This window comes from Streptomyces griseoaurantiacus, assembly GCF_036189845.1.
Classification (GTDB): Bacteria; Actinomycetota; Actinomycetes; order Streptomycetales; family Streptomycetaceae; genus Streptomyces; species Streptomyces griseoaurantiacus.
Genome location: NZ_CP108326.1, coordinates 4808208 through 4834790, shown reverse-complemented (window position 1 = coordinate 4834790; position 26583 = coordinate 4808208). Strand labels below are relative to the sequence as shown.

26 protein-coding genes are annotated in these 26583 nt (G+C 73.8%); 8 read left to right on the top strand and 18 right to left on the bottom strand.

Annotated elements, in window-relative coordinates; genetic code table 11:
• Positions 1 to 303: 303 nt before the first annotated feature.
• Positions 304 to 1107 (top strand): 2-cyclohexenylcarbonyl CoA isomerase, encoded by an 804-nt coding sequence (gene chcB / locus OHB09_RS21640; RefSeq protein ID WP_191852197.1) that lies wholly within the window; start codon positions 304 to 306, stop codon positions 1105 to 1107.
• A 74-nt stretch (positions 1108 to 1181) separates the two neighbouring features.
• Here the strand turns inward: chcB and OHB09_RS21635 are convergent, their stop codons facing one another.
• On the bottom strand, positions 1182 to 1763 hold the full coding sequence (locus tag OHB09_RS21635; RefSeq protein WP_093592103.1) for a DNA-3-methyladenine glycosylase I: 582 nt from the start codon (positions 1761 to 1763) through the stop codon (positions 1182 to 1184).
• Positions 1760 to 2110, bottom strand: a complete 351-nt coding sequence (locus tag OHB09_RS21630) for a DivIVA domain-containing protein (protein ID WP_234527597.1) — start codon at positions 2108 to 2110, stop codon at positions 1760 to 1762. Before OHB09_RS21630 ends, OHB09_RS21635 begins: the two co-directional genes overlap by 4 nt.
• 126 nt (positions 2111 to 2236) lie before the next feature.
• Here OHB09_RS21630 and folP point away from each other — a divergent pair, with 126 nt between their 5' ends.
• Positions 2237 to 3097 (top strand): dihydropteroate synthase, encoded by an 861-nt coding sequence (gene folP, locus OHB09_RS21625; protein ID WP_093592106.1) that lies wholly within the window; start codon positions 2237 to 2239, stop codon positions 3095 to 3097.
• Positions 3098 to 3142: 45 nt separating this feature from the next.
• On the opposite strand, the gene OHB09_RS21620 is transcribed toward folP, so the two are convergent.
• The 4 genes from OHB09_RS21620 to dapE all read right to left on the bottom strand — a co-directional run bounded on the left by OHB09_RS21620 (position 3143) and on the right by dapE (position 7050).
• Complete coding sequence (locus OHB09_RS21620; protein WP_319118737.1) at positions 3143 to 4063, bottom strand: NADP-dependent oxidoreductase; 921 nt, start codon at positions 4061 to 4063, stop codon at positions 3143 to 3145.
• A 167-nt stretch (positions 4064 to 4230) separates the two neighbouring features.
• Positions 4231 to 4869, bottom strand: a complete 639-nt coding sequence (locus tag OHB09_RS21615) for an HD domain-containing protein (protein ID WP_176944969.1) — start codon at positions 4867 to 4869, stop codon at positions 4231 to 4233.
• A gap of 233 nt (positions 4870 to 5102) precedes the next feature.
• The gene (locus OHB09_RS21610) at positions 5103 to 5861 is read right to left on the bottom strand and encodes an LOG family protein (protein ID WP_006142201.1); all 759 of its coding nucleotides are present in this window, start codon (positions 5859 to 5861) and stop codon (positions 5103 to 5105) included.
• A gap of 109 nt (positions 5862 to 5970) precedes the next feature.
• A complete protein-coding gene (dapE, locus tag OHB09_RS21605; protein WP_006142199.1) occupies positions 5971 to 7050 on the bottom strand; it encodes a succinyl-diaminopimelate desuccinylase in 1080 nt (359 codons plus the stop codon).
• 165 nt (positions 7051 to 7215) lie between these two features.
• On the opposite strand from dapE, the gene OHB09_RS21600 reads away from it, so the two are divergent.
• Both OHB09_RS21600 and OHB09_RS21595 read left to right on the top strand, forming a co-directional pair.
• On the top strand, positions 7216 to 8295 hold the full coding sequence (locus OHB09_RS21600) for a heavy metal transporter (protein ID WP_455363906.1): 1080 nt from the start codon (positions 7216 to 7218) through the stop codon (positions 8293 to 8295).
• 460 nt (positions 8296 to 8755) lie between these two features.
• The gene (locus OHB09_RS21595) at positions 8756 to 9172 is read left to right on the top strand and encodes a hypothetical protein (protein ID WP_006142197.1); all 417 of its coding nucleotides are present in this window, start codon (positions 8756 to 8758) and stop codon (positions 9170 to 9172) included.
• 127 nt (positions 9173 to 9299) lie between these two features.
• Here OHB09_RS21595 and OHB09_RS21590 read toward each other — a convergent pair whose 3' ends face one another.
• Both OHB09_RS21590 and fdxA read right to left on the bottom strand, forming a co-directional pair.
• On the bottom strand, positions 9300 to 10400 hold the full coding sequence (locus tag OHB09_RS21590) for a bifunctional succinyldiaminopimelate transaminase/glutamate-prephenate aminotransferase (protein WP_328922391.1): 1101 nt from the start codon (positions 10398 to 10400) through the stop codon (positions 9300 to 9302).
• Positions 10401 to 10587: 187 nt separating this feature from the next.
• Positions 10588 to 10908, bottom strand: a complete 321-nt coding sequence (fdxA, locus tag OHB09_RS21585; protein ID WP_006142194.1) for a ferredoxin — start codon at positions 10906 to 10908, stop codon at positions 10588 to 10590.
• A gap of 140 nt (positions 10909 to 11048) precedes the next feature.
• Between fdxA and OHB09_RS21580 the strand changes: the two genes are divergently transcribed.
• Complete coding sequence (locus OHB09_RS21580; protein ID WP_093592121.1) at positions 11049 to 12086, top strand: GNAT family N-acetyltransferase; 1038 nt, start codon at positions 11049 to 11051, stop codon at positions 12084 to 12086.
• A 3-nt stretch (positions 12087 to 12089) separates the two neighbouring features.
• Complete coding sequence (locus OHB09_RS21575; protein ID WP_006142192.1) at positions 12090 to 12977, top strand: transglutaminase-like domain-containing protein; 888 nt, start codon at positions 12090 to 12092, stop codon at positions 12975 to 12977.
• 562 nt (positions 12978 to 13539) lie between these two features.
• Here the strand turns inward: OHB09_RS21575 and OHB09_RS21570 are convergent.
• From OHB09_RS21570 to mshB, 7 genes are all read right to left on the bottom strand, one after another.
• Positions 13540 to 14154, bottom strand: coding sequence for a response regulator transcription factor (locus tag OHB09_RS21570; protein ID WP_191852192.1), 615 nt, complete (start codon positions 14152 to 14154; stop codon positions 13540 to 13542).
• Complete coding sequence (locus OHB09_RS21565; RefSeq protein ID WP_328922390.1) at positions 14151 to 15518, bottom strand: sensor histidine kinase; 1368 nt, start codon at positions 15516 to 15518, stop codon at positions 14151 to 14153. The genes OHB09_RS21570 and OHB09_RS21565 overlap by 4 nt, the downstream gene beginning before the upstream one ends.
• Complete coding sequence (locus OHB09_RS21560; protein WP_006142189.1) at positions 15515 to 16255, bottom strand: ABC transporter permease; 741 nt, start codon at positions 16253 to 16255, stop codon at positions 15515 to 15517. The genes OHB09_RS21565 and OHB09_RS21560 overlap by 4 nt, the downstream gene beginning before the upstream one ends.
• Positions 16252 to 17193, bottom strand: coding sequence for an ABC transporter ATP-binding protein (locus tag OHB09_RS21555; RefSeq protein ID WP_078631092.1), 942 nt, complete (start codon positions 17191 to 17193; stop codon positions 16252 to 16254). Before OHB09_RS21555 ends, OHB09_RS21560 begins: the two co-directional genes overlap by 4 nt.
• A 202-nt stretch (positions 17194 to 17395) precedes the next feature.
• The gene (locus tag OHB09_RS21550; protein ID WP_319118741.1) at positions 17396 to 19780 is read right to left on the bottom strand and encodes a peptidoglycan binding domain-containing protein; all 2385 of its coding nucleotides are present in this window, start codon (positions 19778 to 19780) and stop codon (positions 17396 to 17398) included.
• Positions 19781 to 19974: 194 nt separating this feature from the next.
• Entirely contained in the window at positions 19975 to 20406 is a 432-nt protein-coding gene (locus tag OHB09_RS21545; protein ID WP_006142185.1) for a DUF6113 family protein, read from the bottom strand.
• Positions 20403 to 21299 carry an N-acetyl-1-D-myo-inositol-2-amino-2-deoxy-alpha-D-glucopyranoside deacetylase gene (mshB, locus tag OHB09_RS21540; RefSeq protein ID WP_167793466.1) on the bottom strand — a complete coding sequence of 299 codons (897 nt, stop codon included), beginning with the start codon at positions 21297 to 21299 and terminating at the stop codon, positions 20403 to 20405. Before mshB ends, OHB09_RS21545 begins: the two co-directional genes overlap by 4 nt.
• 95 nt (positions 21300 to 21394) lie before the next feature.
• Between mshB and OHB09_RS21535 the strand changes: the two genes are divergently transcribed.
• The gene (locus tag OHB09_RS21535) at positions 21395 to 22645 is read left to right on the top strand and encodes a VanZ family protein (protein WP_191852190.1); all 1251 of its coding nucleotides are present in this window, start codon (positions 21395 to 21397) and stop codon (positions 22643 to 22645) included.
• A 339-nt stretch (positions 22646 to 22984) separates the two neighbouring features.
• Here the strand turns inward: OHB09_RS21535 and OHB09_RS21530 are convergent, their stop codons facing one another.
• The 3 genes from OHB09_RS21530 to OHB09_RS21520 all read right to left on the bottom strand — a co-directional run bounded on the left by OHB09_RS21530 (position 22985) and on the right by OHB09_RS21520 (position 25627).
• Positions 22985 to 24019: an SDR family oxidoreductase gene (locus OHB09_RS21530; RefSeq protein WP_328922389.1), complete on the bottom strand. Its 1035-nt coding sequence runs from the start codon at positions 24017 to 24019 to the stop codon at positions 22985 to 22987.
• A 62-nt stretch (positions 24020 to 24081) separates the two neighbouring features.
• Positions 24082 to 24951: a LysR family transcriptional regulator gene (locus OHB09_RS21525; protein WP_191891599.1), complete on the bottom strand. Its 870-nt coding sequence runs from the start codon at positions 24949 to 24951 to the stop codon at positions 24082 to 24084.
• Between the two features lie 46 nt (positions 24952 to 24997).
• Positions 24998 to 25627, bottom strand: a complete 630-nt coding sequence (locus tag OHB09_RS21520; RefSeq protein ID WP_167793464.1) for a TetR/AcrR family transcriptional regulator — start codon at positions 25625 to 25627, stop codon at positions 24998 to 25000.
• Positions 25628 to 25697: 70 nt separating this feature from the next.
• Between OHB09_RS21520 and OHB09_RS21515 the strand changes: the two genes are divergently transcribed.
• Positions 25698 to 26576 (top strand): ketopantoate reductase family protein, encoded by an 879-nt coding sequence (locus tag OHB09_RS21515; RefSeq protein ID WP_191852187.1) that lies wholly within the window; start codon positions 25698 to 25700, stop codon positions 26574 to 26576.
• Positions 26577 to 26583: the final 7 nt, after the last annotated feature.

Genomic DNA, 26583 nt, shown 5'->3' with positions numbered 1-26583 from the left:
AAAGGGCACGCGGTCCCTCGATGGACACACGACACCGGCATCGAACACATTGCTTCCTGGCCATTATCCCGCATCGCGACACCCGATGACCAACATCAGTCGGCATCGCTTGGGCAACGCGCGCGAGCAAAACCACTCAATTCGGCGATGCTGCTGCGATACTTCGCCGCCCGGCGGCCCGATTCGGCACCGAATCCGGGTCCCGGTTCTTTGACGCAGGTCACACGCACCGACCGGTCGGACGCCCGGGAACTCCGCCATGCTGTTCACGAACCGCTCTACGACCTGCTTCGAGGGGACTCCATGGCCGACACCGTGCTGTACGAGGTGAACGACGGGCTCGCGACGATCGTGCTGAACCGCCCCGAGGCGATGAACGCGCTGAACGTCGTCACCAAGGAGGCACTGCGGGACGCGGCGCGAGCGGCCGCCGAGGACTCCGCCGTCCGGGCGATCCTGCTCACCGCGGCCGGTGAGCAGGCGTTCTGCGTGGGCCAGGACCTCAAGGAGCACGTCGGGCTGCTGGCGGCGGACCAGAAGGACGGCTCGGGGGGCACGATGTCCACCGTGCGGGAGCACTACAACCCGATTCTGCGGGCGCTGGCGGAGGCGCCGAAGCCGGTGGTGGCGGCGGTGAACGGGGTCGCGGCGGGCGCCGGCTTCGGGTTCGCGCTCGCGGCGGACTACCGGATCGTGGCGGACACGGCCTCGTTCAACACCTCGTTCGCGGGCGTCGCGCTGAGCGCGGACTCCGGTATCTCCTGGACGCTGCCGCGGGTGATCGGGGCCGGGCGGGCGATGGACCTGCTGCTGTTCCCCCGGAAGCTGCGGGCGCAGGAGGCCTTGGAGCTGGGGATCGCGAACCGGGTGGTGCCGGGGGCCGAGCTGCGGGCGGAGGCGGAGGCGGTGGCGCGGAAGCTGGCCGAGGGACCGACGCTGGCGTACGCGGCCCTGAAGGAGTCGGTCGCGTTCGGACAGTCGCACTCGCTGTCCGAGGCGCTGGAGAAGGAGGACGAGCTGCAGACCCGGGCGGGGTCGTCCGGTGACCACGTGGAGGCGGTCCGGGCGTTCGTCGAGAAGCGCGCGCCGAAGTTCGAGGGACGCTAGGACGTGCTCCGGCGGTCCCCCGCCCCGTGGGGCGCGGGCCGCTCCCGTGTACTCCCCCGGGCGGGCGGAGGCGGTCAGGCGCGGGACACGCACGTGGCCAGGTGGTCGTTGACCAGGCCGCAGGCCTGCATCAGGGCGTAGGCCGTCGTGGGGCCCACGAACCGCAGGCCCCGCTTCTTCAGCGCCTTCGACAGCGCCGTGGACTCCGTGGTCACCGCCGGCACGTCGGCGAGGGTCCGCGGCACCGGCCGCCCTTCGGGTTCGGGGGCGTGGGACCAGATCAGCGCGTCCAGCTCCCCCGGCGCCCACTGGGCCAGCACCCGGGCGTTGGCGAGCGTCGCCTCGATCTTCAGCCGGTTCCGGATGATGCCCGCGTCCCCGAGCAGCCGCTCCGCGTCCGCCTCCGTGAACTCCGCGACCGCCGCGATCTTGAAGTCGGCGAAGGCGGCCCGGAACCCGGCGCGGCGGCGCAGGATCGTGAGCCAGGACAGCCCCGACTGGAACGCCTCCAGGCTGAGCCGCTCGTACAGCGCGTCGTCCCCGTGGACGGGCCGGCCCCACTCCTCGTCGTGGTACTTGACGTAGTCCTCGGTGGACAGCGCCCACGGGCAGCGCGGCAGCCCGTCGGCGCCGGGCACGGCTCCGGGTGAGGTCATCGGTCGTTCTCCTCGTCCGGCTCGTCCAGCGGCACCGGGCCGGGGGTGCGGGAGCCCGCCAGCGCGGACTCCAGGTGGGCGATGCGGGCGTCCCGTTCGGCGAGTTCGGCACCGAGGCGGCCGAGGGCGTCGTCGACGTCCGCCATCCGGTAGCCGCGGGCGGCGAGCGGGAAGCGCAGGCCCTCCACGTCGGCCCTGTTCACCGGTCGGTCCGGGGGCAGCGGGTCCATCAGCCGCTCCGGTGCCGCCTCGGGCAGGGGCGCGTTCTCACCGCCGCCCACCACGGCCAGTGTCACCGCGGCGACCACGACGGCGAGCGCGACGACCAGGAACAGAAACATCAACATCGCCGGGGTCCACGCTCTCGGTTCTGAAGGGTCGGGGAAGTGCTCGGGTCCGATCGTGCCATGCGGGTCCGACAGTTAGGGTCGCAGGCGGTCAACAAAGCGGACGCAGGGAAGAGGTCACAGGGGATGCTCAGGCTGGGCGGGCGCGAATTCGGCGAGCACGAACCGGTGATCATGGCGATCGTGAACCGGACCCCGGACTCCTTCTACGACCAGGGAGCGACGTTCCACGACGAGCCGGCCCTCGCGCGCGTGGAGCGGGCGGTGTCGGAGGGCGCCGCCATCGTCGACATCGGCGGGGTGAAGGCCGGGCCGGGCGAGGAGGTGACCGCCGAGGAGGAGGCGCGGCGGACGGTCGGCTTCGTGGCGGAGGTGCGGCGGCGCTTCCCCGACGTGATCATCAGCGTCGACACCTGGCGGGCCGAGGTCGGCGAGGCGGTCTGCGAGGCCGGCGCGGATCTGCTCAACGACGCCTGGGGCGGCGTCGACCCGGGGCTGGCGGAGGTCGCCGCGCGGTACGGGGTGGGCCTGGTGTGCACGCACGCGGGCGGCGCCGAGCCCCGGACGCGGCCGCACCGGGTGACGTACGAGGACGTCATGGCGGACATCCTGCGGGTGACGCTCGGCCTGGCCGAGCGGGCGGTGGCGCTGGGGGTGCCGAGGGAGTCGGTGCTCATCGACCCGGGGCACGACTTCGGCAAGAACACCCGGCACAGCCTGGAGGCGACCCGGCGCCTGGAGGAGATGGTCGAGACCGGGTGGCCCGTACTCGTGTCGCTGTCCAACAAGGACTTCGTCGGCGAGACGCTGGACCGCCCGGTCAAGGAGCGGCTGGTGGGCACGCTGGCCACGACGGCGGTGTCGGCGTGGCTCGGGGCGCAGGTGTACCGGGTGCACGAGGTCGCGGAGACCCGGCAGGTGCTGGACATGGTCTCCGCGATCGCCGGCCACGGGCAGCCGGCGGTCGCGCGGCGGGGGCTGGCCTAGGGTCCGTCCGAAGGGCCGCGGGAGGAATCGCCGCCTCGGGCCCGCTCAGTCCTCGGCGACCCGGATGACGGTGCGGCCGGCGAGGCGCTGCCGGGAGGCGAACGCCTCGGCCGCCTCGGCCAGCGGCCGGACCGCGCCGACCCGTACCCGGAGCCGCCCCTCCCGCACGCGCCGGGCGAGGTCGCCGAGACGTGCGCGGTCCGGTTCCACGACGAAGAAGACGGTCCGCCCGTCCTCGGGACGCACGGTCGGCGGGTGGGCGACGGTGACGAGCGTGCCGCCGGTCCGCACCAGTGGGGCCGAGCGGTCGAGGATGTCGCCGCCGATCACGTCGAACACGACGTCGACGGGCCCGGCGCCTTCCCAGCCGTCGTCCTCCAGGTCGAGGAAGGCGTGCGCGCCCAGGTCGAGGACGGCGTCGCGGTCGGGGGCGCGGCCCGTGCCGATCACGTGGGCCCCTGCCTCCCGGGCGAGCTGGACGGCGAGCGAGCCGACACCGCCGGCGGCGCCGTGGATGAGCACGGTCTGGCCGACGTCGAGACGAGCGTGGTCGAACAGGCCCTGCCACGCGGTCAGGCCCGAGATCGGCAGCGCGGCCGCCACCGTGTACGGGATGTCCGCGGGAAGGGGCGCGAGGTTGCGGGCCTCCACCGCGACGTACTCCGCGAGCGAGCCGTCGCGGGTCCAGTCGGTCGGCCCGAAGACCCGCCGGCCGACGGTGAGGCCGGTCGTTCCGTAGCCGAGTTCCGTCACCACCCCCGCGACCTCGTGGCCGGGCACGCTCGGAGTGCGCTCGCGGCCGGCCCGGTCGGTCCAGGTCGCGGGCCAGTCGAGTTCTCCCCGGGTGAAGCCCGCGGCGTGCACCCGCACGATGACGTCGTTCTCGGAGGCATGGGGGTGGGGACGGTCCTCCAGCGTCATCCCTGCGACCCCGGCCTCGCGCTGCCGGACGGTGATGGCTCGCATGGTGCTTCCTTTCCCGCCGCACGTTTCCCTGCGGCTCCTTGTGCTGCGGTTGTTCTCGTCGCGGCCGTTCCTGTCGCGGTTGTTCTCGTCGCGGCCGTTCCTGTCGCGGCCTGTCGCGGCCGTTCCTGTCGTCGCTGTCTCCGCCGCGGCCGTCCCGCACGGTCCGGTCAGCTGGGCCAGGGGGCGTCGAGGATTCGTTCGACCATCGACGTGCGGCGGAACGCGGGATCGAAGTGTTCCAGGATGTCCGCGTTGACGGTCCCGTACGTGGTGTCCGGGCGGTTCTTGAGACCGTCGTAGAACACCCGCGGGAACTCTTCCTTGAACGCGCCGCGCGGATGGACGGCGACGACCTGTTCGATGTCCTCGTCCCCCAGCCTGCCCAGCTCCCAGCCGACCGCGTCCGTCAGCACGCCGTAGTTGGTGGCGGCCGTCTCGGGGCCCATCCGGGAGGGCAGCCCCGGCGTCGTGTGCAGGGCGATCGCCGTCCAGACCGCCTCGGCGGCGTTCTCCGGGAAACCCCGGTCCCGCAGGAACGTCCGCGCGTGGTCGGCGCCGTCCAGTTCGAAGCGCTGCGGCGTCGCGGAGAAGGGGACCAGGAGGCCCGCGTCGTGGAACATCGCCGCGACGTACAGCAACTCGGGATCGGGCCGCAGGTCCAGTGCACGTGCGTGGAGGGAGCCGAAGAGGAACACCCGCCGGGAGTGGTGGAGGAGCAGGGGGTCCGCTCTCTCCCGGAGGAAACGCTCGGCCTCGGTGGCGGCGGAGGTGTCGGGGATCTCCACCCCCGCGATGATCTCGGTCATGGTGTCGGTGCTTTCCCGTGCGACGTGGGACGAGTGGGGCGTGTGCCCTCCCTCCACCATGCCGACCTCACGGCCCTGGCGCCCCCTCGGCAACGGCCGTACTTCCCCCGGATCCGGTCATGCCGACGGGGTCCGCCGCACCGCACGGCGCCCGGAGTGGCGGCCCGCCCGGCCGCGGGCGTTCCTCCGGGTGCCTCGGACGTTCCTCCGGGTGCCGCGTTTTCCCGCGGGTGCTACCTGCCCGCCTCCTTCGAGACGAGGGCGACCGCCTCGTCGACGTCGTCCGTGACGTGGAAGAGGGTCAGGTCGGACTGGGCGGCCTTGCCCTGGGCGATCAGGGTGTTCTCCAGCCAGTCGACGAGGCCGCCCCAGTACGCGCTGCCGAAGAGGACGATCGGGAAGCGGGTGACCTTCTTGGTCTGGACGAGGGTGAGGGCCTCGAAGAGTTCGTCGAGGGTGCCGAGGCCGCCGGGCAGGACCACGAAGCCCTGGGCGTACTTGACGAACATCATCTTGCGCACGAAGAAGTAGCGGAAGTTGAGACCGACGTCGACGTACTGATTGAGGCCCTGCTCGAAGGGCAGCTCGATGCCGAGGCCCACCGAGGTGCCGTTCGCCTCGCAGGCGCCCTTGTTGGCCGCCTCCATCGCACCGGGCCCGCCCCCGGTGATCACCGCGAAGCCGGCCTCCACCAGGCCCCGCCCGAGGCGTACGCCCGCGTCGTACTCCGGCGAGTCCACCGGGGTCCGCGCAGAGCCGAAGACGCTGATCGCGGGCGGCAGTTCGGCCAGGGTGCCGAAGCCCTCGATGAACTCCGACTGGATCCGCAGGACCCGCCAGGGGTCGGTGTGGACCCAGTCGGTCGGTGCGCGCTCGTCCAGCAGCCGCTGGTCCGTCGTGCTCTCCTGCACCTGGCCCCGCCTGCGGAGCACCGGTCCCTCACGCGTCTCGTCCGGTGGCATCTTCTTGCCCTCGGGGTTGCCTGTGGGCATACGCGCTCCCTCTGTTCGACCGGTCGTACCGTTTCAGACTAGATCCACTCGGGTTACCCGCGGAGGAACCTCCGCATGTACGGTCATGCCGCCTCGGCCGCCCGGGGCGTCAGGAGGTGAGCCAGGCGCGCAGCCGCTCCTCGGCGGCGAGGATCTTCCCCGTGTCGACGCGTTCGTCGCGCTTGTGCGCCAGGTGCGGATTGCCGGGGCCGTAGTTGACCGCGGGGACGCCGAGGGCGCTGAAGCGGGAGACGTCCGTCCAGCCGTACTTGGGCCGCGGGGTGCCGCCGACCGCCTCGATGAAGGCGGCCGCCGCCGGGTGGGAGAGGCCGGGCAGCGCGCCGGGACTGTGGTCGTCGACCACGAACTCCTCGATCCCGCAGCCCTCGAAGACCTCCCGCACGTGCGCGAGCGCCCCCTCCTCGTCGCGGTCGGGCGCGTAGCGGAAGTTGACGGTGACCACGCATTCGTCGGGGATGACGTTGCCGGCCACTCCGCCGGAGATGCCGACCGCGTTGAGGCCCTCGCGGTACTCCAGGCCGTCGATGACCGGGTGGCGCGGCTGATACGCGGCCAGCCGGTCGAGGATCGGGGCGGCGGCGTGGATGGCGTTGGAGCCCATCCAGCCCCGTGCCGAGTGGGCGCGCTCGCCGGAGGTCTTCAGCAGTACCCGCAGGGTGCCCTGGCAGCCGCCCTCGACCTCGCCGTCGGAGGGTTCGAGGAGGACCGCGAAGTCACCGCGCAGCCAGTCGGGGTGCGCCTCGGCCACGTGCCGCAGGCCGTTGAGGTGGGCGGCGACCTCCTCGTTGTCGTAGAAGACGAAGGTCAGGTCGCGGTTGGGGGCCGGCACCGTGGCGGCGATGCGGAGCTGGACGGCCACGCCCGACTTCATGTCGCAGGTGCCGCAGCCCCACAGCACGCCGTCCTCGTCCAGCCGCGAGGGGACGTTGTCGGCGATGGGCACGGTGTCGATGTGGCCCGCGAGGACGACACGCTCGGAGCGGCCCAGTTCCGTCCGCGCGACGACGTTGTTGCCGTGGCGGTCGACGGTGAGGTGCGGCAGGGCACGCAGCGCGGACTCGACCGCGTCGGCGAGCGGCTTCTCGGTGCCGCTCTCGGAGGGGAAGTCGACGAGTCGCGCGGTGAGCCGTGCGGCGTCCAACGTGAGGTCAAGCGGGGTGTCGGCCATGGTCCGACCCTAACGCGGCGGACGGGTCGGGCCGTTGCCGCGACCTCCGGAAGAACGGCGGCAACAAGGCGGAACGGCGCGGAACAACGCGTTCCAGAAGTTGTCCACAGGCTCCCGCGCGACTGCGTACTGTCCAGTACCTTGTACGCCGTGTCAGCACCGTCCCTGTCTCCGGCCCCTTCCCCCGCTCCGGCCCGCTCCCCCGCCCCCGCCTTCCTCGGGCGGGGCCGCCTCGCCCGCTGGGGGGCGGCGCTCGCCGCGCTCCTCGCGCTGGCGGGCTACCTGACCCTGCAGTACCTCATCGGGGGCGGGGGCGCGCCCCGTTGCCGGGTCGTGGCGGACCACGGCGGCACGTCCTACGAGTTCACGCCGGAGCAGGCGGAGAACGCGGCGACGATCTCCGCCGTGGGCACCTCCCGGGGGCTGCCGGAACGGGCGGTGACCATCGCGCTGGCGACGGCCCTGCAGGAATCGGGCCTGCACAACATCGGGCACGGGGACCGGGATTCGCTCGGCCTCTTCCAGCAGCGCCCCTCCCAGGGCTGGGGGACGAGGAGACAGATCATGGACCCGGCCTACGCGGCGGGCGCCTTCTACGACCATCTGGTCCGGGTGCCCGGGTACGCCCGACTCCCGTTGACCGTGGCCGCGCAGCGGGTGCAGCGCAGCGGCTTCCCCCGGGCCTACGCCAAGCACGAACCGGACGCCCGGCTGCTCGCCACCGCGCTGACCGGCCACTCGGCGGCCACGCTCACCTGCGAGGGGCGTCCGGCGCCGACCCCGGCGGGCGGCCCGGACGCGGTACGGGCGGCGCTGGTGCGGGACTTCGGCCGGCAGGTGCTCCCCGCGGCGGGGATGGGGACGGAGGCAGGGTCGGGGGTGGGGGTGCGGGCCTCGGTCACGGCGGCACCCTCCGCCGGCGACCGGGGCGACGCGGGCGGCGGGGACGGCGGGGGCACGCGCGCCTCCGTGACCGTGCCCGTGCCGCGCGGGGCACCGGCCGAGGGGCGCACCCGGCGGACGGGCTGGGAGCTGGCGCACTGGGCGGTGGCCCACTCCTCCGCGCTGCACATCGCTCGGGTGTCCTACGCGGGCCTGGAGTGGTCGCGGGGCGGCGGGGCCGGCGAATGGCGCACGGTCGAAAGACCCCGGCCCGGCGCGGGAGCCGGGGAGGACGGGAAGAACCGGGGCGCCGGAAGGGAGGCGGCCGGGGCGGACGTCGTGCGCATCGCCACCGGGGACTGAACGCGCGGGCGCACGAAGTCCTTTCAGCGCCTCAGCGCCTCACGGCTTCGCCGCCTCACGGCTTCGCCGCCTCGCCACGTCGCCGCCTCGCCACGTCGCCGCCTCGCCGTCTCGCCGTCTCGCCGTCTCGGGCAGTCGTACGGGTCGTCATCCCTGGGGGCGATCCGGTCCGCTTCTCCCGGGGCGCGGGAGTGGGCCGTCGGACGAGGTCGGGCCGGTCGGCCGTGCGCCGGGGAAATCCCTTGCGGGGAAAGGGATGCGAGCATTCCGCACGCGCTTCCGGGCGGGCCGTTTGCCCGTATTTCTGCCCGCCCGATAATGCGATGCATTGCGAACTCTTTACCCTGTTCCGCCGCAACCTTCGGGGCCCTGGAGCGGTAGTCACTGCGTCCGACCCCGGGGCGATCAACTGCCGAATCGCACCGGACACCCAGCGAGTTCTTCCGTCCGAAGGAGCAACATGTCCCTCCCCCTGACCCGTCGGATCGCCCGTGCCGCGCTGATCGTCGCGGCGGGAGCGGCGCCCGTGGTCGGTGCGGCCGGTTCCGCCAGCGCGGCGACGACGGCCCTGCCCGCCACGCCCGACCTCGGTGGTGTGACCGCGCTGGACGGTGCGCACGTCGCCCACAACGTCGACGCCACCACCCAGCACGTCACCGGCATGGCGGGTGACACGGGCGGCAAGGCGGTCAAGAAGGCGGTCCCGGCCGCGGGCAAGGCCGGCGGCAAGGTCGTCAAGACGGCGGTGCCGGTGGCGCAGAAGACCGCGGGCGAGGCCGCCGGCCAGGCCGGCGGTGCGCTGGGCGACGTGGCCCAGTCCGCGACGAAGGCCGCCCCCTCGGGCGGTCTGCCGGTGGACGGTCTGCCGCTGCACTGACGCCGCACGCGCGGCGCGCACGCGAGACACACGCGACCCCCGGGTTCTCCGCGAACCCGGGGGTTTCCCGTGCGCGGGACGGGTCGTACCGGACGGGCCGCGCCGCAGCCGTTCGGCGCGGTCGCCCTCAGCCCTGCCGCAGCCGGGCGACCGCGGCCTGGACCCTCTCGTCCGTGGCGGTCAGGGCCACGCGGACGAAACGCCCGCCCGCGGGGCCGTAGAAGTCGCCGGGGGCGACCAGGATGCCCAGATCCGCCAGGTGCGCGACCGTGTCCCAGCAGGACTCCTCGCGCGTCGCCCACAGGTACAGGCTCGCCTCGCTGTGCTCGATACGGAAGCCGTGCTCCAGCAGCGCCCCGCGCAGCAGCGTGCGCCGTGCCGCGTACCGCTCCCGCTGCTCGCGCACGTGCGCGTCCTCGGACAGCGCGGCGATCACCGCGGCCTGCGTGGGTGCCGAGGTCATCATGCCGCCGTGCTTGCGGATCTCCAGCAGCGGTCCGAGCACCGCCGGGTCGCCGACGAGGAAGGCCGCGCGGTAGCCGGCCAGGTTGGACCGCTTGGACAGCGAGTGGACGGCGACGATGCCCTCGTACGAGCCGCCGTTGACGTCCGGGTGCAGGACGGAGACCGGGTCGGCCTCCCAGCCCAGCTCGAGGTAGCACTCGTCGGAGACCACGAGCACGCCGTGCGCACGCGCCCAGGCCACGATCCGGGTCAGTTCCTCCTTGCCCAGCACGCGCCCCGTCGGGTTCGAGGGCGAGTTGAGCCACAGGAGCTTCAGACCGGCCGGGTCCAGCTCCGTCGGGTCCTCGTAGGAGACGTACTCCGCGCGGGCCAGACGGGCGCCGACCTCGTACGTCGGGTAGGCGAGACGGGGGTGGGCGACGGTGTCGCCGGGGCCGAGGCCGAGCTGGGTCGGCAGCCAGGCGACCAGTTCCTTGGAGCCGACGATCGGCAGCACGTGCCGGTGGCTCAGCTCGCGGGCGCCGAGCCGGCGCTCGGCCCAGCCGGTGATCGCGTCGCGCAGCGCGGGCGTGCCCCAGACCGTCGGGTAGCCCGGCGAGTCGGCGGCGGCGACCAGCGCCTTCTGGATCAGGTCGGGCACCGGGTCCACCGGGGTGCCGACGGACAGGTCGACGATGCCGTCCGGGTGCCCCGCGGCCGTCGCCTTGTACGGCTCGAGCTTGTCCCAGGGGAAGACCGGCAGGCGGTCGGAGACTGCGGACACGGAATGGACTCTCTTTCTTCTCTCCGGTGCGCCCCGGTGCGCGGTTCGCGGTGCGGGCGGGGGCGGGGCCCGAACGCCTCGGTCCCGCACGGCGCGGTGGGCGCTGTACGGGACCGGGGCGGCACGCGCGCACACGGACGTATGTGCGTGCCTGCGTGCGTGCCGTCGAGCGTCGTCCGGGCGAGGACTACTGGTTCATCGGGGGCAGCTTGGCGATGAACGGGTGGTCGCGCTCGATGAGGCCCAGCTTGCTTGCCCCGCCCGGCGAGCCGAGCTCGTCGAAGAACTCGACGTTCGCCTTGTAGTAGTCCTTCCACTCCTCCGGAGTGTCGTCCTCGTAGAAGATCGCCTCGACCGGGCAGACCGGTTCACAGGCACCACAGTCGACGCATTCGTCCGGGTGGATGTACAAGGACCGCTGGCCCTCGTAGATGCAGTCGACCGGACACTCCTCGATGCACGCCTTGTCCTTGACGTCGACACAAGGCTCTGCGATGACGTAGGTCACGCTGTCGTTCCTCCTCGGTAGGGCGCTGGCGGGCCTCCTCAGGCTCCGCCGCCTGGCGCGCGGGAGCGCGGCGTCGTCGATGCCCGCACCTAGTATCTCCGTTCCGGGGCATGATCCGAACAGGAGGGGTGGACCGACCTGTGGAAATCTCTGCGGGCGGGCGGCTCGAAGTCCGCATCACCGCCGCTGACGTGGGCAAACGCGTCTCGGTGCGGCGTTGGACCGAACATGCCGCCGAGGGTGAGAAGTTCACCGACACGATCGGCGTTCTCACATCATGGGACGAAGGTGTGCTGCTGATCACACGGCGGGACGGCGAAGTCGTCCGGATCGCCGAGAATGCGCTGGTGGCGGGCAAGGTCGTGCCGGCCGCCCGGGCGCGTCGCCGGGGACCCGCCGCCTCGTACGCGGAACTGTCGCGGGTGGCGGCCCGGGCCTGGCAGCCGGTGGAGCGCGAGCCGCTCGGCGAGTGGGAGCTGCGGGCGGCCTCCGGGTTCACCCGCCGGGCCAACTCGGCGCTGCCGCTCGGCGATCCCGGGATGCCGCTGGACGAGGCGCTGACGGCGGTACGGCACTGGTACGCGGCTCGCGGGCTGCCCGCGTACGTACAGGCCGCGACCGGCGGCGAGGGCACGCAGGAGGCGCTGTGCGCCGCGTTGACGGCGCGCGGCTGGCAGCGTGAGGTGACGGCCGAGCTGTGGACCGGGGAACTCGCCCCGCTCGTGGACCGCGAGCCCGGGCCGACGGCCCCCGAGGACGTCCTGTTGAGCCGCACGGCCGACGAGGCGTGGCTGCGGCGCTACCAGCGCAAGGGCGTGAGCGAGGTGGCGCTGCGGGTGCTCGGCGGCGGGCCCTCGGTGTGGTTCGCGACCGTTCCCGGCGAGGCCGCCGGTGACACCCCCGCCGCGATCGGGCGGCTCGTCGTGGACGGGCGGTGGGCCGGGTTCGCGGCGGTCGAGGTCGACCCCGGTCTGCGCCGGCGCGGGCTCGCCACGGCGGTGATGGCCGCGCTGGCCGGGCGCGCGCTCCAGGAGGGCGCCTCGGCGGGCTGGCTCCAGGTGGAGTCCGACAACGCGGGGGCGCGCGCGCTGTACGCGCGGCTCGGGTTCGCCGCGCACCACGCGTACCACCACTTCCGGGAGCCGGCCGGTGACGGCGCCCCGGGCAGGGACGGCTGAGGCATGGCCGGGACGTGGCCACCGGCACGGCCGGTTCCCCCGGGGGCCGAGCGGGCCGAGGAGGTGCGGCGGCGGTTCGCGGAGGAGGCCCGGACCGAGCGCCCCGACCTCGCCACGCTCTGCCTGCTCGTGGGCGCGGCGGCGGACGGCACGCTGGACGACGCCGGGATGGACGCGGTCGACGTCCGGCTGGACGAACTGGCCGGGCAACTGCCCTTCCGGCCCGGCGGGGCGCGGGCCTGGGCGGTGTCCCTGGCCGAACTCCTCGGCGGGCGCATCGGGTTCGCGGGAACCCCGGCCGACTACCAGCGGCTGGAGTCCTCCCTGCTCCACGAGGTGCTGCGGCGCCGGCGCGGGTTGCCGATCCTGCTGTCCGTGCTGTGGATGGAGGTGGCCCGGCGGGCGGGCGCCCCGGTGTACGGGGTGGCGCTGCCGGGGCACTTCGTGGTCGGGTTCGGGCCGGACGCGCTGGGGGAACCGGGCGGTGAGCGGGTGCTGGTGGATCCGTTCGCCGGGGGACAGGTGCTGACCGGGGAGGACGCGGAGCTGCTGGTCGCCGGGGCGACGGGGGCGGCGCTCGAACCGTCGATGCTGAGGCCGGCGGATCCGCTGGACATCGTGCTCCGTGTCCTGAACAACGTGCGGGCGTGGGCCGCGGCGCGGCCCGAGCGCTCGGACGTCGCGCTGTGGGCGCTGGAGCTGTCGCTGCGCCTGCCGGCGCATCCGGCCGGCCTGCGCCACGAGTACGCGCGCACGCTCGTGCTCAGGGGGGAGTTCCTGGCGGGGGCGGCGGAGCTGGAGGCGTACGCGGAGGTGGTGAAGGCGGTGGACGAGTCGGCGGCGAGCACCGTGCGGGCGGAGGCACGGGCGGCGAGGGCCCGCCTGAACTGAGGGGGCGCCGGGCTCCGGGGGCGGGGACGCGGTCGGGCCCCGGGGGTGGTCGCGGTGCGTCGGCGGGTGCGGCCGGGCGGGGGGGTGCTCGCGCAGTTCCCCGCGCCCCTAAAGAGCGGCGCGCGGCGGAAGCCGTGAGCGGCGGGGAACCGCGCGACACGCCACGACGAGCCCGCCGCTTCAGGGACGCGGTCGGGCCCCGGGGGTGGTCGCGGTGCGTCGGCGGGTGCGGCCGGGCGGGGAGTGCTCGCGCAGTTCCCCGCGCCCCTAAAGAGCGGCGCGCGGCGGAAGCCGTGAGCGACGGGGAACCGCGCGACACGCCACGACGAGCCCGCCGCTTCAGGGACGGGGTCGGGCCCCGGGGGTGATTGCGGTGCGTCGGCGGGTGCGGCCGGGCGGGGAGTGCTCGCGCAGTTCCCCGCGCCCCTAAAGAGCGGCGCGCGGCGGAAGCCGTGAGCGACGGGAAACCGCGTGACACGCCACGACGAACCGGCGGCCGCCCGCGCGCGGCACCCCGCGCCCCGCGCAACCCCGCGCCGCGTCTCGCGCCCCTGAAAGGCCGCTACAGCCAGCCCTTCTCCCGGGCTATCCGTACCGCTTCCGTCCTGTTGCGTGCCGTCAGTTTCTGGATGGCGGTGGAGAGGTAGTTGCGGACCGTGCCCTGGGACAGGTGCAGTGCCGTCGCCAGTTCCGCGTTCGTCGCCCCGTCGGCGGCCGCCCGCAGCACCTCCCGCTCGCGGTCGGTCAGCGGGTTCGCGCCCTCCGCGAGGGCCGCCGCCGCGAGCGTGGGGTCGATCACCCGCTCCCCCGCCAGCACCTTGCGCACCGCCTGCGCCAACTGCGCCGCCGGTGCGTCCTTGACCAGGAACGCGTCGGCGCCCGCCTCCATCGCCGCCCGCAGATAGCCGGGCCGCCCGAAGGTGGTGAGGACGACCAGCTTCACGTCCGGCATCTCCCGGTGCACCTGGGCGGCCGCCTCGATCCCGGTGGCGCCCGGCATCTCGATGTCCAGCAGGGCCACGTCCACGGCGTGCGCGCGCACCGCTTCCGTCACCTCGTCGCCGCGCGCCACCTGGGCGACGACCTCGATGTCCTCCTCCAGCCCGAGCAGCGCGGCCAGCGCCTCGCGGACCATCGACTGGTCCTCCGCCAGCAGGACCTTGATCGTGCGGCTCATGTCCCGGATCCTACGGCGTCCCCGGCCGCGTCCGTTCCCCCGGCCGCCTCCTGCGGAACACCCGCCGGAACCCGGGCCACCAGGCGGTATCCGCTCCCGGCCGCTCTGCCCGTCCGCCCCGGTTGCCCGGTGCGGCCCACGCGGCCCGTCTCCAGCGAACCGCCCACCTTCTGGAGCCGTTCGGTCAGTCCGGTCAGCCCGTTGCCGTGCCCCCCGCCGGAGCCGCCGCCGGCCGCGCCGGAGGTTCCCCCCGGTCCGTCGTCCTCGACGGACAGTTCCAGCACCGGTCCGTCCAGCGTCTGCCGCCGGATCAGGGACACCGCGCACCGCCGTGCCCCGCTGTGCCGTACGACGTTGGTGACCGCCTCGCGCAGCGCCCAGGCGAGCGCCGACTCGCGCTCCTCGGGGAGGCCGTCGAGGGCGGGCTCGGCCGGCAGGTCCGCGGTGACGCCCGCCGCCGCCAGCGCGACCTGGGCGCCCGCGAGTTCCTCCGCCAGCCGGGGGCGCCGGTAGCCGCTGACCGCCTCACGCACGTCGACCAGTGCCTGCCGGCTGACGCTCTCGATGTCGGCGACCTGCTGGGCCGCCTTGTCGGGGTGGGCGGGCAGCATCCGGCCGGCCAACTCGCTCTTGAGGGTGATCAGGGACAGCGAGTGCCCGAGCAGGTCGTGCAGGTCGCGGGCGAGCCGCAGCCGCTCCTCGTTCGCGGCGAGCCGGGCGACGGTGGCACGGGCCCTGCGCAACTCGATCGTGGTCCGCACCAGTTGGCTGACGCTGGTCATCGCGAAGCCGATGAGCAGCGTCAGCAGCACCATGCTGCTGAGCTGGTCCAGGTCCACGTAGGCGACGACGAGGGCCATCAGCGCGGTGGTCCCGGGGACCGCCCAGTACGCCGCGCGCAGCGGGAGGGCCAGCCCGCAGGCGACGGAGACGTAGACGAACAGGCCGACCCAGTGCGAACCGAGCGTCAGGGTGAGCAGGACCGCCAGTGCGCCGAGGGCGGCGATGATGCCGTGGATCAGCCACCGGGGGAACGCCCGGGGTCCCATCTCCCGGGAGACCAGGGCGAGGTAGAGGCCGACGAACACGGTGAGGCCGAGCCAGCCGCCGGCCGTTCCGGCGGTGCTGTGCTCGCCGGAGAGCAGGTCCAGGAACGGGGAGTTGAGGAAGACCAGCCAGATGCCGATCCACAGCGCCTTGCGCAGCAGTTCCCGCCAGTCGCGGGGCGGCTGCCCCAGGCGCACCAGCCGTTCCGCCCGGTCGCCGTCACGGTCACGGTCACGGTCACCGGCCGTGTTCCCGCCCCAGCCCTCGTCCCCGCCCCCGCCCCCGTCGTGCCGCGGGTCTTCCGCCATGGTGCTCACGCCTTCAGCGTGTCCTTCCGGTACAGCCAGGCCGCACCGCCGGTGAACAGGGCGAAGAAGACGGCGAGGACGACGATGTCCCTGGCGTGCGGCGCCTGGCTCTGCTCGATCGACTGCCCCAGGGCAGCGTACGCGTGGGTGGGCACCCACTTCGCCATGTCCTGCAGCCACTGCGGGAAGGTGGTGGTAGGCATCCACAGTCCGCCGAGGATGGACAGTCCGAAGTAGACGATCATCGTGATCGGGCGGACGGCGTCCCCACTGGCGAGGTACCCGAGGGCGACGCCGAGCGCGGCGAAGACGAGGCTGCCGACCCAGATCGCGCCGGTCAGGGCGAGCCACTGCCAGGCGTCCAGCCGCACGTTCTTGACGGTGGCGGCGACGGCGAAGACGACGACGATGGAGGGCAGGCTGACGACGGCGGCGCCGGCGGTCTTGGCGAGGACGTAGCCCCGGCCGGGCAGGGTGGTCAGCCGCAGTTGCCGCACCCAGCCGTTCTCGCGTTCCTTGGCTATGCGTTCGCTGTTGCCCATGAGGACGGCGGTGAGGGCGCCGAAGGAGGCCATCGAGACCATCATGTACGTCGGCAGGGTCAGGCCCGTGCCGTCGACCTTGGTGGTGTCGTCCGCGCTGCCCGCGATGAGCAGGAACAGCACGGAGGGGTAGATCACCGAGAAGAACAGGAACTTGCGGTTGCGCAGGGCGCGGACGAGTTCGAGTCTGATGAGACTGTTCACGACTGCTTGGCCTCCTCGGCGGCGGTGAGGGCGACGAAGGCCTGCTCGAGTCCGAGTCCGGCGACTTCGAGGTTGCGGGGGTAGAGGCCGAGCCCGTACAGGGCGTGCACGGTGGCGTCGGCGTCGGTGGACTGCATGCGGACGGTCTGTCCCGAGACGGTGAGCGCGGTGAGGAACGGCAGTGCCCTCAGCGCCGGTTCGTCGATCGCGCCCTCCAGGTCGAAGGAGACGCGGCGGGCGCCCGCCTTGGCCTTGATCTCGGCGGCGGTGCCGTCGGCGAGCAGCCTGCCGCGGTGCAGGACGAGCACGCGGTCCGCTATCGCGTCGGCCTCCTCCAGGTAGTGGGTGGCGAACAGGACGGTGCGGCCCTGGTCGGCCTGGTCGCGCATGGTGGCCCAGAACGCCTGGCGGGCGGTGACGTCCATGCCGGTGGTCGGCTCGTCGAGGACGATCAGGTCGCTGTCGCCCGCGGTGGCGAGGGCGAAGCGGACGCGCTGCTCCTGGCCCCCGGAGAGCTTGTTGACCTTGCGGTCGGCGATCGGGGTGACGCCTGCGCGGGCGAGCACGTCGGAGACCGGGTGGGGCCTCGGGTGCAGCGCGCAGGCGAGGGTGACGAGTTCGGCGACGGTGACCTCGTCCATCAGGCCGCCGCTCTGCAGCATGGCGCCGACGCGGCCGGCGACGATGGCCTCGCGGGGCCCGGTGCCGAAGACCTGGACGGTGCCGGAATCGGGTTGTCTGAGGCCGAGGAGGAGGTCGAGCGTGGTGGACTTGCCGGCGCCGTTCGGGCCGAGCAGGGCCACGGTCTCGCCGGGATGCAGGGTGAGGCTCAGCCGATCGACGGCGTGTACGTTCCCGTAGGTCTTGCTCACGCGGTCGAAGGCGACCGCGACCTCCTGTCGGGCCGGTGCCCCCGTTGTCTTCGTCATGGCATCCATGCTTCCGGGCGGGCGGCGCCCGTGGCAGTGCCACTCCTCCCGACTATGCGATGACAGATGTCATGTCGACCCGTCACGCCCGCCAAGCCAAGCCCGCCACGCCCGTCACGCCCGTCCCGCCTGCCCGCCCGCCCGCCCACCACGACGAAGGGGCGACGGGGTCCCGCAGGACTCCGCCGCCCCTCGTACCGGCGTACCGGGCTCAGCTCGGGTTCGTGTTGATGACCGCGACCCGGTTCGTCTTGCTCAGCAGCGCCGGGCGCAGGGTGTTGATCACGTCCTCCACCGTCACCGCCGTCTTCTGGCCCGAGCCGCGGGTGATCATCACGCCGTCGAAGGTGTCGCCGTACAGCTTCTTCAGGGCCGTCCGGTCGTAGTAGTCGACCAGCTTGCCGTCGACGGCCTTGACCCGGAGGAACTTCCACAGGGAGTTCTGCGGGCTGAAGGACACCTGGTGGATGCCGTCCGCCGTCTTGACGGTCACGAAGCCCGACATCGCGGGCTCGGCGAACGCCTTCATCTCGCGGTCCACCTCGGCCTTGGTCACCGTGGGCTCCTTGGCGGAGGTCGGCACCTTCACCGTGGCGGCCGTGCCTGTCTCCACCTGGGTGCGGTAGGCCTCCTGGACGGCCTGGGTGGACTTGGCGACGTCGATGCCCTGGCCGCTCCTGCCGTACACGGGGACGGCCTTGCCCGGCTTGAACCGGATGGTGCCGTCGTTGGCCCCGGCGCTGCCCGCGGCCTGTTCGAGGGCGGCGCGCAGCTTCTCCTCGTCGACCGGCATGACGGGTTCCACGACCCGCTTCTGCCCGAACAGCGAACCGACCACGGACACCGGGTTGTAGTCGCTGTGCGCGGCCTCGGCCACGGTGGCCTTGCTGTCGAGCTGGAGACCGGCCTGGTCGGGCTTGAGGCTGACGGTGTCGCCGCCGACGGCCAGCTTCATCGCCTTGCCGGTGCGGTCGCCGAGCGCGGAGTCGAGCTTCTGGACGGCCTCGTCGCGGGTGCCGCCGCCGATGTCGACGCCGAGCACGGTGGTGCCCTTGGGCACGTCGGAGTGGTTCATCAGCAGCCCCGCGCCGTAGGCGACGCCGCCGGCGAAGACCAGCACGCCGATGAGCAGCGGGAGCTTGCGGCGGCCCTTCTTCTTGGCGGGCTTGGCGGCGCTCTTGGCCTGCTTGCCGGCGTTCTGCGCGGCGGGGGCCGGCTGCGGGGCGTCCGGGAGCTTCGGGGGCGTGTGCGGGCCGGAGGGCTCGCCGCCGCCCGGGCCGTAGGGGCCGCCCCGGCCCTCGGAGGGGATGACCGGGATGCCGCTGGTCAGGGTGTGTCCGGAGACGTTGTCGCCGGCGCCCTGGCCCGGTCCGCCGGGCACGGGGTGCTGCGGGGTGAGCACGGCGGTGTCGTCGCTGAGCCCGCCGCCGGGCAGCGGGCCCTGGCCGTTCCGGCCGGTCGTGCCGGGCGCGCCGCCCTGCCCGCCCGGGGCCTGCGGAGCTCCGGGGGCGCCGGGGGCCCGACGGACGGGCAGGCCGGCGAGCGGGGTGTCGCCCGTGGCGGGGCCCGTGGTGGGTCCGGCGGGGCCGCCGGCCTGGGAGAAGTACGGGAGGTCGTCCGGGTGCGGTCCACCGGCCCCGGGGCCGCCGGGTGCCGGGAAGGACCCGGTGTCCTCGGGGGAACCGTTCGGGTACGGCTCGCCGAAGGGCTCGCCGCCGTACGGTTCGCCACCGCCGAGGGCGGCGTAGGAGCCGGTGTCCTCGGGCGAGGAGGGGTACGCCTCGCCGTCGGGTCCGTAGGCGCTCGCAGCGGGGCCCTCGGAATCGGCGTCGCCGCGCGGGGCGGCGGCCGCGGCGAGGGCGGCGGAGACGTCGAAGGAGCCGGTGCCGCCGCCGTGGCCCGGGGCGACCGGTCCGCCGGTGGCCCCGGGGAGCCCGGCGCCCTTCCCGCCGCCGGAGCCGGGACGGCCCGTGCCGGAACCCGCGGACGGCGCACCGCCGTTGCCCGCACCGGCCTGCCCGGCCGCCTGCTGCCCCTTGCCGTTCCCCGAGGGACCGGCGGGACCGGCGCTCACGGAACCGCCGCCCGCGATCGCGGGGTTGGCGGGGGCCTTGCGGGGCGCGAACCAGTCGCTCGCCTTCTCCTTCTTCTCCTCGGCCGGCGCCTGGCCCGGCGCGGATCCGAGGGCCGGGAACTCGGCGGTCCCCGTTCCGGCGGGGGCGCCGCCCCCGTCGTAGCCGCCGAGCGCCCGCATCGACCCGGTGGTCTCCGGGTCGGCGGCACCGCCGTCCTCGGGCGCGGGACCGTGGCCCGCGTCCTCGGCCGCGCCCGCCGCGGCGGAGGCGTCGTTGCTCACCGGCGTACGCATCACGACCGGCGGAATCGGCCGCGAGCCGGGGATGTTGATGCGGATGCGCGTGGTCAGCGTGGTCTCGGTCTTGCGTTCGTCCGGCCGCGCGGCACCGCGTCCCGCGTCGGCGCCCTCCTCGGAAGCCATGGGGGTGCCGTACGGCGGCGTCCCCGAAGGGTACGCGGCACCACCGCGCCCGGTGCGCCCGTTGCGCCCGGCGGACGAACTGTCAGTTTCACGACTCAAGGCAGGTTCTCCCGGTTGGCTTCACCGCCGGCCGCGACCTCACGGTCGGAGTCCCTCCTGCTCGCACGGGAGCGAGCGCCCGGGGCAGGCGCGGCGGCGCGCACCACGATACTGGCCGCTTCCGGTCCCCCGAGCGCGTCCACCGGGGAAACTCCCACGGGACCCGCACGGAGGTGAAGCGGCGAAGTGGTACGTCACTTGGCAAGTCGGGCACCGGGCCCGTCGGGTTGCCCGAACCGGGCAAGCGTGGCGCACATCACAGCGACGGCGATGCCGCCGAGGAGGAAGAGGTAGGAGCCGATTCCCGCGCCGAAGAGGAAGTCGCCCTCGGGACGGCTCACGGTGAGCAGGATGACGGCGATCATCCAGCCGGCGGCGGGCGCCACGGCTCCGCCGCGCGCGCCCAGGGCGCGCGCCCCGCCGAGGAAGAGCCCGGCGGCTCCGGCCAGCGCGAGCAGCAACCCACCGGGGAACCAGCCCGATTGCACCAGCGCACCGGCGGCGCCGACGACCGCGCCGAGGACGAGCAGTCCCAGGTAGGCGACGGCCCGCCCCGCCGAGGGCATCGTCAGTGGCTGGGCGAGTCCGGCGCCGGGGCCCTGCCCTCCCCGCGTGCTCGTGCTCATGCCGCGCCCACCCCTTCGAACAGGTCGTGTTCCCACTCGGCGCCCTGCCGTCCGCCCCGCTCGCCGCGCACCAACTCGTAGAACTCGGTGGTGAACAGGGGCTGCGCGAGGTGGTTGGAGAGCGCGAACCAGGGTTCGGCGACGTCGATCTGGGTGGCGTGGGCGCGCATCGCGGCGGCCTTCGCGGTGGCGAACGCGGTGCCGTCGATCGCGGTGGTGACGTGCTTGTCCTCGACGACGCCGGGGACGTCGCCGAGGTCGGCCGCCGCGTCGAACGGCAGCTCGGGCAGGGCACGCGCGAGCCGCGCGAAGGCATCCTCGCCGTACGTCCGGGGCACCCGGTTCCAGTACACCTTGGCGATCTCCCAGGGCTCCCCGGCCTCGGGGAGGGCGGTGGGGTCGGCGGCGAGTCCGGCGGCGCGCATCGCGATGCGGTGGGCCTTGATGTGGTCGGGGTGGCCGTAGCCGCCGTTGTCGTCGTAGGTGACGAGGACCTGGGGCCGCACCTCGCGGATCACCTCGACGAGGTGACCGGCGGCCTCGTCGAGGTCCGCCTGCCACAGGCAGTCGGGGTCCTCGTTGTCGGGCAGGCCCATCATCCCGGAGTCGCGGTAGCGGCCGGGGCCGCCGAGCAGCCGCACGTCGGTCACGCCCAGGGCGCCCATCGCGGCGGCGAGCTCGCTCAGCCGGTGCGCGCCGAGCAACTCGGGGTCGTCGAGGAGGTGGGCGAGTTCCCCGGGGATGACCTCGCCGCGCTCGCCCCGGGTGCAGGTGACGAGGGTGACATGGGCACCTTCGGCCGCGTAGCGGGCCATGGTCGCGCCGTTGTTGATCGACTCGTCGTCCGGGTGCGCGTGCACGAGGAGCAGACGCCGGTCGGGCAGATCCGTCATGGGGTCACCCTACGAGCCCCGGGGGGCGTCCGCCGCCGCCCGCCCGACGCGCTTCTATACACCACATGTATACGTGCTGTGTATAGTGCGGGCCCGTGACGGACTCCTACCTGTTGCCGATACGGACGGCGGCCCTGATCTTCCCGGGGCTCGCCCTGCTGATGCTGGTGCCGATGGCCGTGGTGCTCTACCGGCGGCACGGAGTGATGACGCGCCGGCGCACGTTCTCGCTGTACGGGGGCGTGTACTACGCGCTGACCGCGTTCTGTCTGACGATCGTGCCGCTGCCCTCCAGGGCCCTGGACGTGTGCGCCGCATACCCCTCGTTCGCCCATCCGCAGTGGATGCCCGGCAGCTTCGTCGGCGACATCTGGAAGGAGGCGCACCACCGCGTCACCTTCCACGACCTGGTGCTCGGGAACCCCGCGGTCTGGCAGACGGTGTTCAACCTCCTCCTGCTGCTCCCCCTCGGCGTCTTCGTGCGGGTGCACGCGCGCCGGGGGCCGGTGGCGGCCACCCTGGCGGGCTTCGCCGGCTCGCTCTTCTTCGAGGTCACGCAGTTCACGGGTCTGTACGGGCTCTACGACTGCCCCTACCGCCTCTTCGCCGTGGACGATCTGCTCGCCAACACGGCGGGCGCGGCACTCGGCTGGGCGCTGGCAGGGCCCCTGGCCCGCGCGCTGCCGGACCTCGGCACGCTGGACGCGCGCGCCCTCGATCCGCTCAGGGTTCCCTTCGGTCGCCGCCTGGTCGCCCTGCTGCTCGACCTGACGGGCGTCGTCCTGCTGTCCGGTTCCACCGCCGCGCTGGTGTTCCTGGTGCTCGGCCCCGAGCCGGTGCCGTGGGTGCCGCTCCTCGTCTGGCTGCTGTGGTTCGTGGCCGTGCCGCACTGGAGCGGGGCCACTCCGGGCAAGCACGTGCTGCTGCTGAAGCTGGTCACGGCCGGGGGCGGGCGGCCGGGGCTCGGAGCGCTGTCGCTGCGGGCGGCGACGCTCGGCCTGCCCTTCGCCCTGGTGTGGTTCCTCGCCGGGGCCGCCCTGCCCGACGCCGCCTTCCGTGCCGCCTCGGCCGGGACGGCCGGCACGGACCTCGTGCGGGAGGCCGGCTACCGGGAGGTGCTGTACGCGGCGCTGGCCGATCCGGCGGGCGCACTGGCCGGCTTCCTCGTCCCGTGCGTCTTCCTCGCCGTCCTCCTCGGGTGGGTCGCGGCGGTCCGCCGCCACCCGGAGGGCCTCGGCCCGCACGAGACGCTCTCGGGCGTACGCAACCAGGCGCTGCCGCACGCGACGGCCCCGCGGAGCGAGCGCCCTCAGCCGGTGGACGCGGTATCGGGCGACGGGTCCTGAGGGCGCACCCCGCTGCCGGGCCGTTCCCGCCTGCGCGCCCGTTTCCGTGGGCGTGCCGCGGCCCCGGCCGCCCTCCACGGGACCGCTCCCCGGGAAGCGGAGCCCGAGGACGCCGGGGGCGCCGGGGACGCCGGGGACGCCGGGGACGCCGGGGACGCCGAGGACGCCGGGGACACCGAGCCCCCGCGCGTCCCCGGGCCCCCGCGCCGCCGCATACCCCCCGGGTCCCGGGAACCCCGCGCCTCCCCAGCCCCCCGGGTCCCGGGAACCTCGCGAGTCGCGAGAACCCTCACGAGGCCGCGTACGCGGAATCGGCGAGGGAACCGGGCCGGGCGGGACTCAGCGGTAGTCCTCGGGAGAGGGCTTCCCGTTCCCTTCGGTGACGTCCTCGAAGTACGCCCAGCCGTCCGGCCGGCTGCCGTCCACGTCCGTCACCCCGTACGCCCTGGCGAGCTCCGCGCTGGAGGTGGACCTGCCGTTCCACCGTTCGGCACGGTCCGGGTCGGCGGCCAGTGCCGCGACCGCCCGGGCCAGGTAGTGCGGGGACTCCGCGATCGCGAACGCCGGCTCCTGGGCGATCGCGTCACGCCAGTTCTCCTCGCTCACACCGAAGTGGGCGAGCATCTGCTCCGAGCGCAGGAAGCCCGGCGAGACGGCGACCGCCGCGCCCCCGTACTCCGCCAGCTCCTGACCCAGCCCGAACGCGAGGCGGATCGGGGCGTTCTTCGCCAGGTCGTAATACATGTTCTCCCGGTAGCGGCGGTTGGAGTGCGCGGTGCCGTCGGTGACCTCCACGTGCAGGGGCGCCTCGGAGCGGATCAGCAACGGGAGCAGCAGCGCCGCCGTGATCACGTGCGAGCGCACGCCGAGCTCCAGGATCCGCAGGCCGTCGGCGAGCGGCGTCTCCCAGCTCTTCTTCCCGAACACCGAGCCGATCAGGAGGTGTTCACCGCCCCACAGGTCGTTGACGAGGATGTCGAGCCGTCCGTGCCCCCCATCGATCCGCTCGGCGAGGGCGCGCACCTGGTCCTCGTCGAGATGATCGGTGGGAACCGCGATGCCCGTTCCGCCCGCCGCGGTGACGAGTTCGGCGGTCTCCTCGATGGTCTCGGTGGTCCGGCCGACCTCGCTGACCCGGTCCCGGGTGGTACGGCCGGTGACGTACACGGTCGCGCCGGCCCGGCCCAGCTCCACGGCCTGCGCGCGTCCCGCCCCACGGGTGGCACCCGCCACGAGCGCGACCCGCCCGGCGAGCGGGCCCGTCGGGCCGCCCCGCACGGCGTCCCGGGTGTTCGGGGTGATCGGGGTGTTCGGGGTCTTCGGGGTGGCATGGATCTTCTGGGTGGCGTCGTCCTCGTTGCTCATGCCGGCCATCGTTCACGTCAAAGTCGACAGAACCTGTCACCTTTTACCGCGCGTGTGTCCGTACCTGACGCCTAGTGGCCCGGCTCCCGGCCCGGTCCCGGGCCGAGACCCGTCGCCACCCGGACCAGGTCGGCGACCGCGCGGAGGCGGCTGTACGGCGGCCAGGCGATCACGGTCGTCACGGGCGGGGCGTCGAGGACCGGCACGGCGACGAGGTCCCGGCGCAGGTCGACGCCGACCGACTCGGGCACGACCACGGTGGTCCGGCCCAGCGCGATGAGCTGGAACAGCTGGGTCAGGTTCCGCACCTCCGGCCCGGGCCCCTCCGGGTAGCGCCCGTCCACCCCGGGCCAGCGGGCCATCGGCAGCTCCGGCAGCGCGCCGACCTCGGACATCCGGACCCGGGAGCGTCCGGCGAGCGGGTGCGAGGCGGGCAGGATCGCGACCTGCCCCTCGGTGAGGACGGTCTCGGTGTCGAACCCGGCAACCGAGTCGAAGGGCAGGTGCAGCAGCGCCGCGTCGGCCCGCCCCTCCCGCAGCAGCCGCCGGTGCTGGTGCGCCTCGCAGAGCAGCGGCTCGACGGCGACCGCGCCGGGCTCGGCGGCGTAGGCGTCGAGCAGCTTCGTCAGCAGCTCACCGGCGGTGCCGGACTTCACGGCCAGGACCAGGACGGGACGGTCCTCGGCCGCCCGCCGGGTGCGCCGCTCGGCGGCGGTCACCGCGCCGAGGATCGCCCGCGCCTCGTCCAGCAGCACGCGTCCGGCCTCCGTGAGCACGACCTTGCGGCTGCTGCGCTCCAGCAGCGCGACCCCGAGCCGCCGTTCGAGCCCGCCGATCGCGCGGGACAGCGGCGGCTGGGCGATCCCGAGGCGCTCGGCGGCCCTGCCGAAGTGCAGCTCCTCGGCGACGGCCACGAAGTACCGCAGCTCGCGAATCTCCATGTGTTCAGGCTAGTTCCGCGTCGGGCGACGTCCGCCCTCCCGACCGTCAGGTCCGGGTCGGTGGCGCGCTCATCGCCGCCGTCAGGAACGTGATCGCCCATTGCCGGGCCGCCTCGCCCCCCACCGGTGGCGTGCAGCCGGGGACGGGTCGCTGGTGCGTTCCGAGACGGTCGACGGCCGTCACGGCGAGGATCCCCCGCATCCGGAACCGCAGTTCCTCCGGGGAGAGGCCGGGCAGGGCGCGCGCGAAGGCCGCGAGGTAGCGCTCGCCGACCGCGTCCTCGCGCGGACCGGTCCAGCCGCGCACCTCCTCCGCCGGGTCGCTGAGGATCATCACGATCAGCCGCGACGTCCGGGCGCCGCCCTCCTCCCCGGCCCGCATCTCGTCGAAGAGCGGCCCGACGAACGCCTCCACCAGGTCACTGACCAGGGGGTCGGGGGTCCTGGCGAGCGCCTCGTCGAGCCTCGCGCACTGGGCGGCGTTGAGGGGTTCGACCACGCGGCGGGCGACCGCGGCCATCAGCTCGGCCTTCGAGCCGAAGTGGTAGCCGACGGCGGCCAGGTTCGCTCCCGCGAGCGTGGTGATCGCGCGCACCGAGGTGCCGCGGTATCCGTGCTCGGCGAAGAGTCGCTCCGCCGCGTCGAGGATCTGGGTGCGGGTGTCCGGGGTCGCCACCCGAGGGACTATACATATGCTTGAATGAAACGAACGTATGAATAAATCGAACGTATGAAAGAGGCTCGTCATGAAGCTGCTCGTGTATGGCGCCGGGGTGTGCGGCAGTCTGTTCGCCGTCCGCATGCACGAGGCCGGCCACGAGGTCTCGCTCCTCGCCCGGGGGGAGCGTCTCGCCGCCCTGCGCCGACACGGCGTGCGGCTCGCCGAGGAGGACAGCCCCGTCGTCCGGCGGGTACCGGTGCCGGTGGTCGAGCACCCGGAGGGCGAGTACGACCTGATCACCGTCCTCGTCCGCGCTCACCAAGTGGACGCGGTGCTGGAATCACTCGCCGGCGTCCGGGGCGACGTTCTGTTCCTGCTCAACTGGGCGGGCGGTCCGGAGCCGCTGGGCACGGTGATCGGGCGCGAGCGGGTACTGCTCGGCTTCCCCATGACCGGCGGCACGATGGACGGCGACGTGATCCGCCACCGCAGGAGCGGTTTCCTCACCCGGCGGGTTCCGATACCGATCGGCGAGCCCGACGGCCGCGGCACCCCACGACTGACGCGGACCGTGGAGACCCTCCGTACCGCCGGCATGAACGCCGGGGCCGAGCCACGGATGGACGCCTGGCTCAGGACGCACGCCGCGTTCGAGGTCCCGCTCGGACAAGCGGTGCACGCGGCGGGCGGCCCGGTCGCGCTGGCCGACGACCCGGACGCGATCCGCGCCATGCTCCGCCTCATGCGGCAAAACCTCGCCGCGATGGACACGCCGCCGGTACCCCGCGGGTTCGCCGCGCTGCGGACCGCGCCGCAAGGGCTGCTCGTGGCCGTCTTCCGTCGCTTCCTGAAGAGCCCGACGGCCGTGTACAGCGGACTCGACGACTCCTCACCCGCCTCGACGGCCGAACTCGAACGGCTGGCCGAGCAGCTCCGTGCCTCCACGCGAGCCCGCGTGGCGTGACGCGGCC

What these genes read in the sequence shown, in the direction of transcription:
- OHB09_RS21555 (WP_078631092.1), bottom strand. Translation starts at nt 17,193, where the DNA reads ATGGATGCCATGACGAAGACAACGGGGGCACCGGCCCGACAGGAGGTC.
- mshB (WP_167793466.1), bottom strand. Translation starts at nt 21,299, where the DNA reads ATGACGGATCTGCCCGACCGGCGTCTGCTCCTCGTGCACGCGCACCCG.
- OHB09_RS21545 (WP_006142185.1), bottom strand. Translation starts at nt 20,406, where the DNA reads ATGAGCACGAGCACGCGGGGAGGGCAGGGCCCCGGCGCCGGACTCGCC.
- OHB09_RS21630 (WP_234527597.1), bottom strand. Translation starts at nt 2,110, where the DNA reads ATGTTGATGTTTCTGTTCCTGGTCGTCGCGCTCGCCGTCGTGGTCGCC.
- OHB09_RS21525 (WP_191891599.1), bottom strand. Translation starts at nt 24,951, where the DNA reads ATGGAGATTCGCGAGCTGCGGTACTTCGTGGCCGTCGCCGAGGAGCTG.
- dapE (WP_006142199.1), bottom strand. Translation starts at nt 7,050, where the DNA reads ATGGCCGACACCCCGCTTGACCTCACGTTGGACGCCGCACGGCTCACC.
- chcB (WP_191852197.1), top strand. Translation starts at nt 304, where the DNA reads ATGGCCGACACCGTGCTGTACGAGGTGAACGACGGGCTCGCGACGATC.
- OHB09_RS21610 (WP_006142201.1), bottom strand. Translation starts at nt 5,861, where the DNA reads ATGCCCACAGGCAACCCCGAGGGCAAGAAGATGCCACCGGACGAGACG.
- OHB09_RS21530 (WP_328922389.1), bottom strand. Translation starts at nt 24,019, where the DNA reads ATGGCCGGCATGAGCAACGAGGACGACGCCACCCAGAAGATCCATGCC.
- OHB09_RS21570 (WP_191852192.1), bottom strand. Translation starts at nt 14,154, where the DNA reads ATGAGCCGCACGATCAAGGTCCTGCTGGCGGAGGACCAGTCGATGGTC.
- OHB09_RS21635 (WP_093592103.1), bottom strand. Translation starts at nt 1,763, where the DNA reads ATGACCTCACCCGGAGCCGTGCCCGGCGCCGACGGGCTGCCGCGCTGC.
- OHB09_RS21515 (WP_191852187.1), top strand. Translation starts at nt 25,698, where the DNA reads ATGAAGCTGCTCGTGTATGGCGCCGGGGTGTGCGGCAGTCTGTTCGCC.
- OHB09_RS21595 (WP_006142197.1), top strand. Translation starts at nt 8,756, where the DNA reads ATGTCCCTCCCCCTGACCCGTCGGATCGCCCGTGCCGCGCTGATCGTC.
- OHB09_RS21615 (WP_176944969.1), bottom strand. Translation starts at nt 4,869, where the DNA reads ATGACCGAGATCATCGCGGGGGTGGAGATCCCCGACACCTCCGCCGCC.
- OHB09_RS21575 (WP_006142192.1), top strand. Translation starts at nt 12,090, where the DNA reads ATGGCCGGGACGTGGCCACCGGCACGGCCGGTTCCCCCGGGGGCCGAG.
- folP (WP_093592106.1), top strand. Translation starts at nt 2,237, where the DNA reads ATGCTCAGGCTGGGCGGGCGCGAATTCGGCGAGCACGAACCGGTGATC.
- OHB09_RS21620 (WP_319118737.1), bottom strand. Translation starts at nt 4,063, where the DNA reads ATGCGAGCCATCACCGTCCGGCAGCGCGAGGCCGGGGTCGCAGGGATG.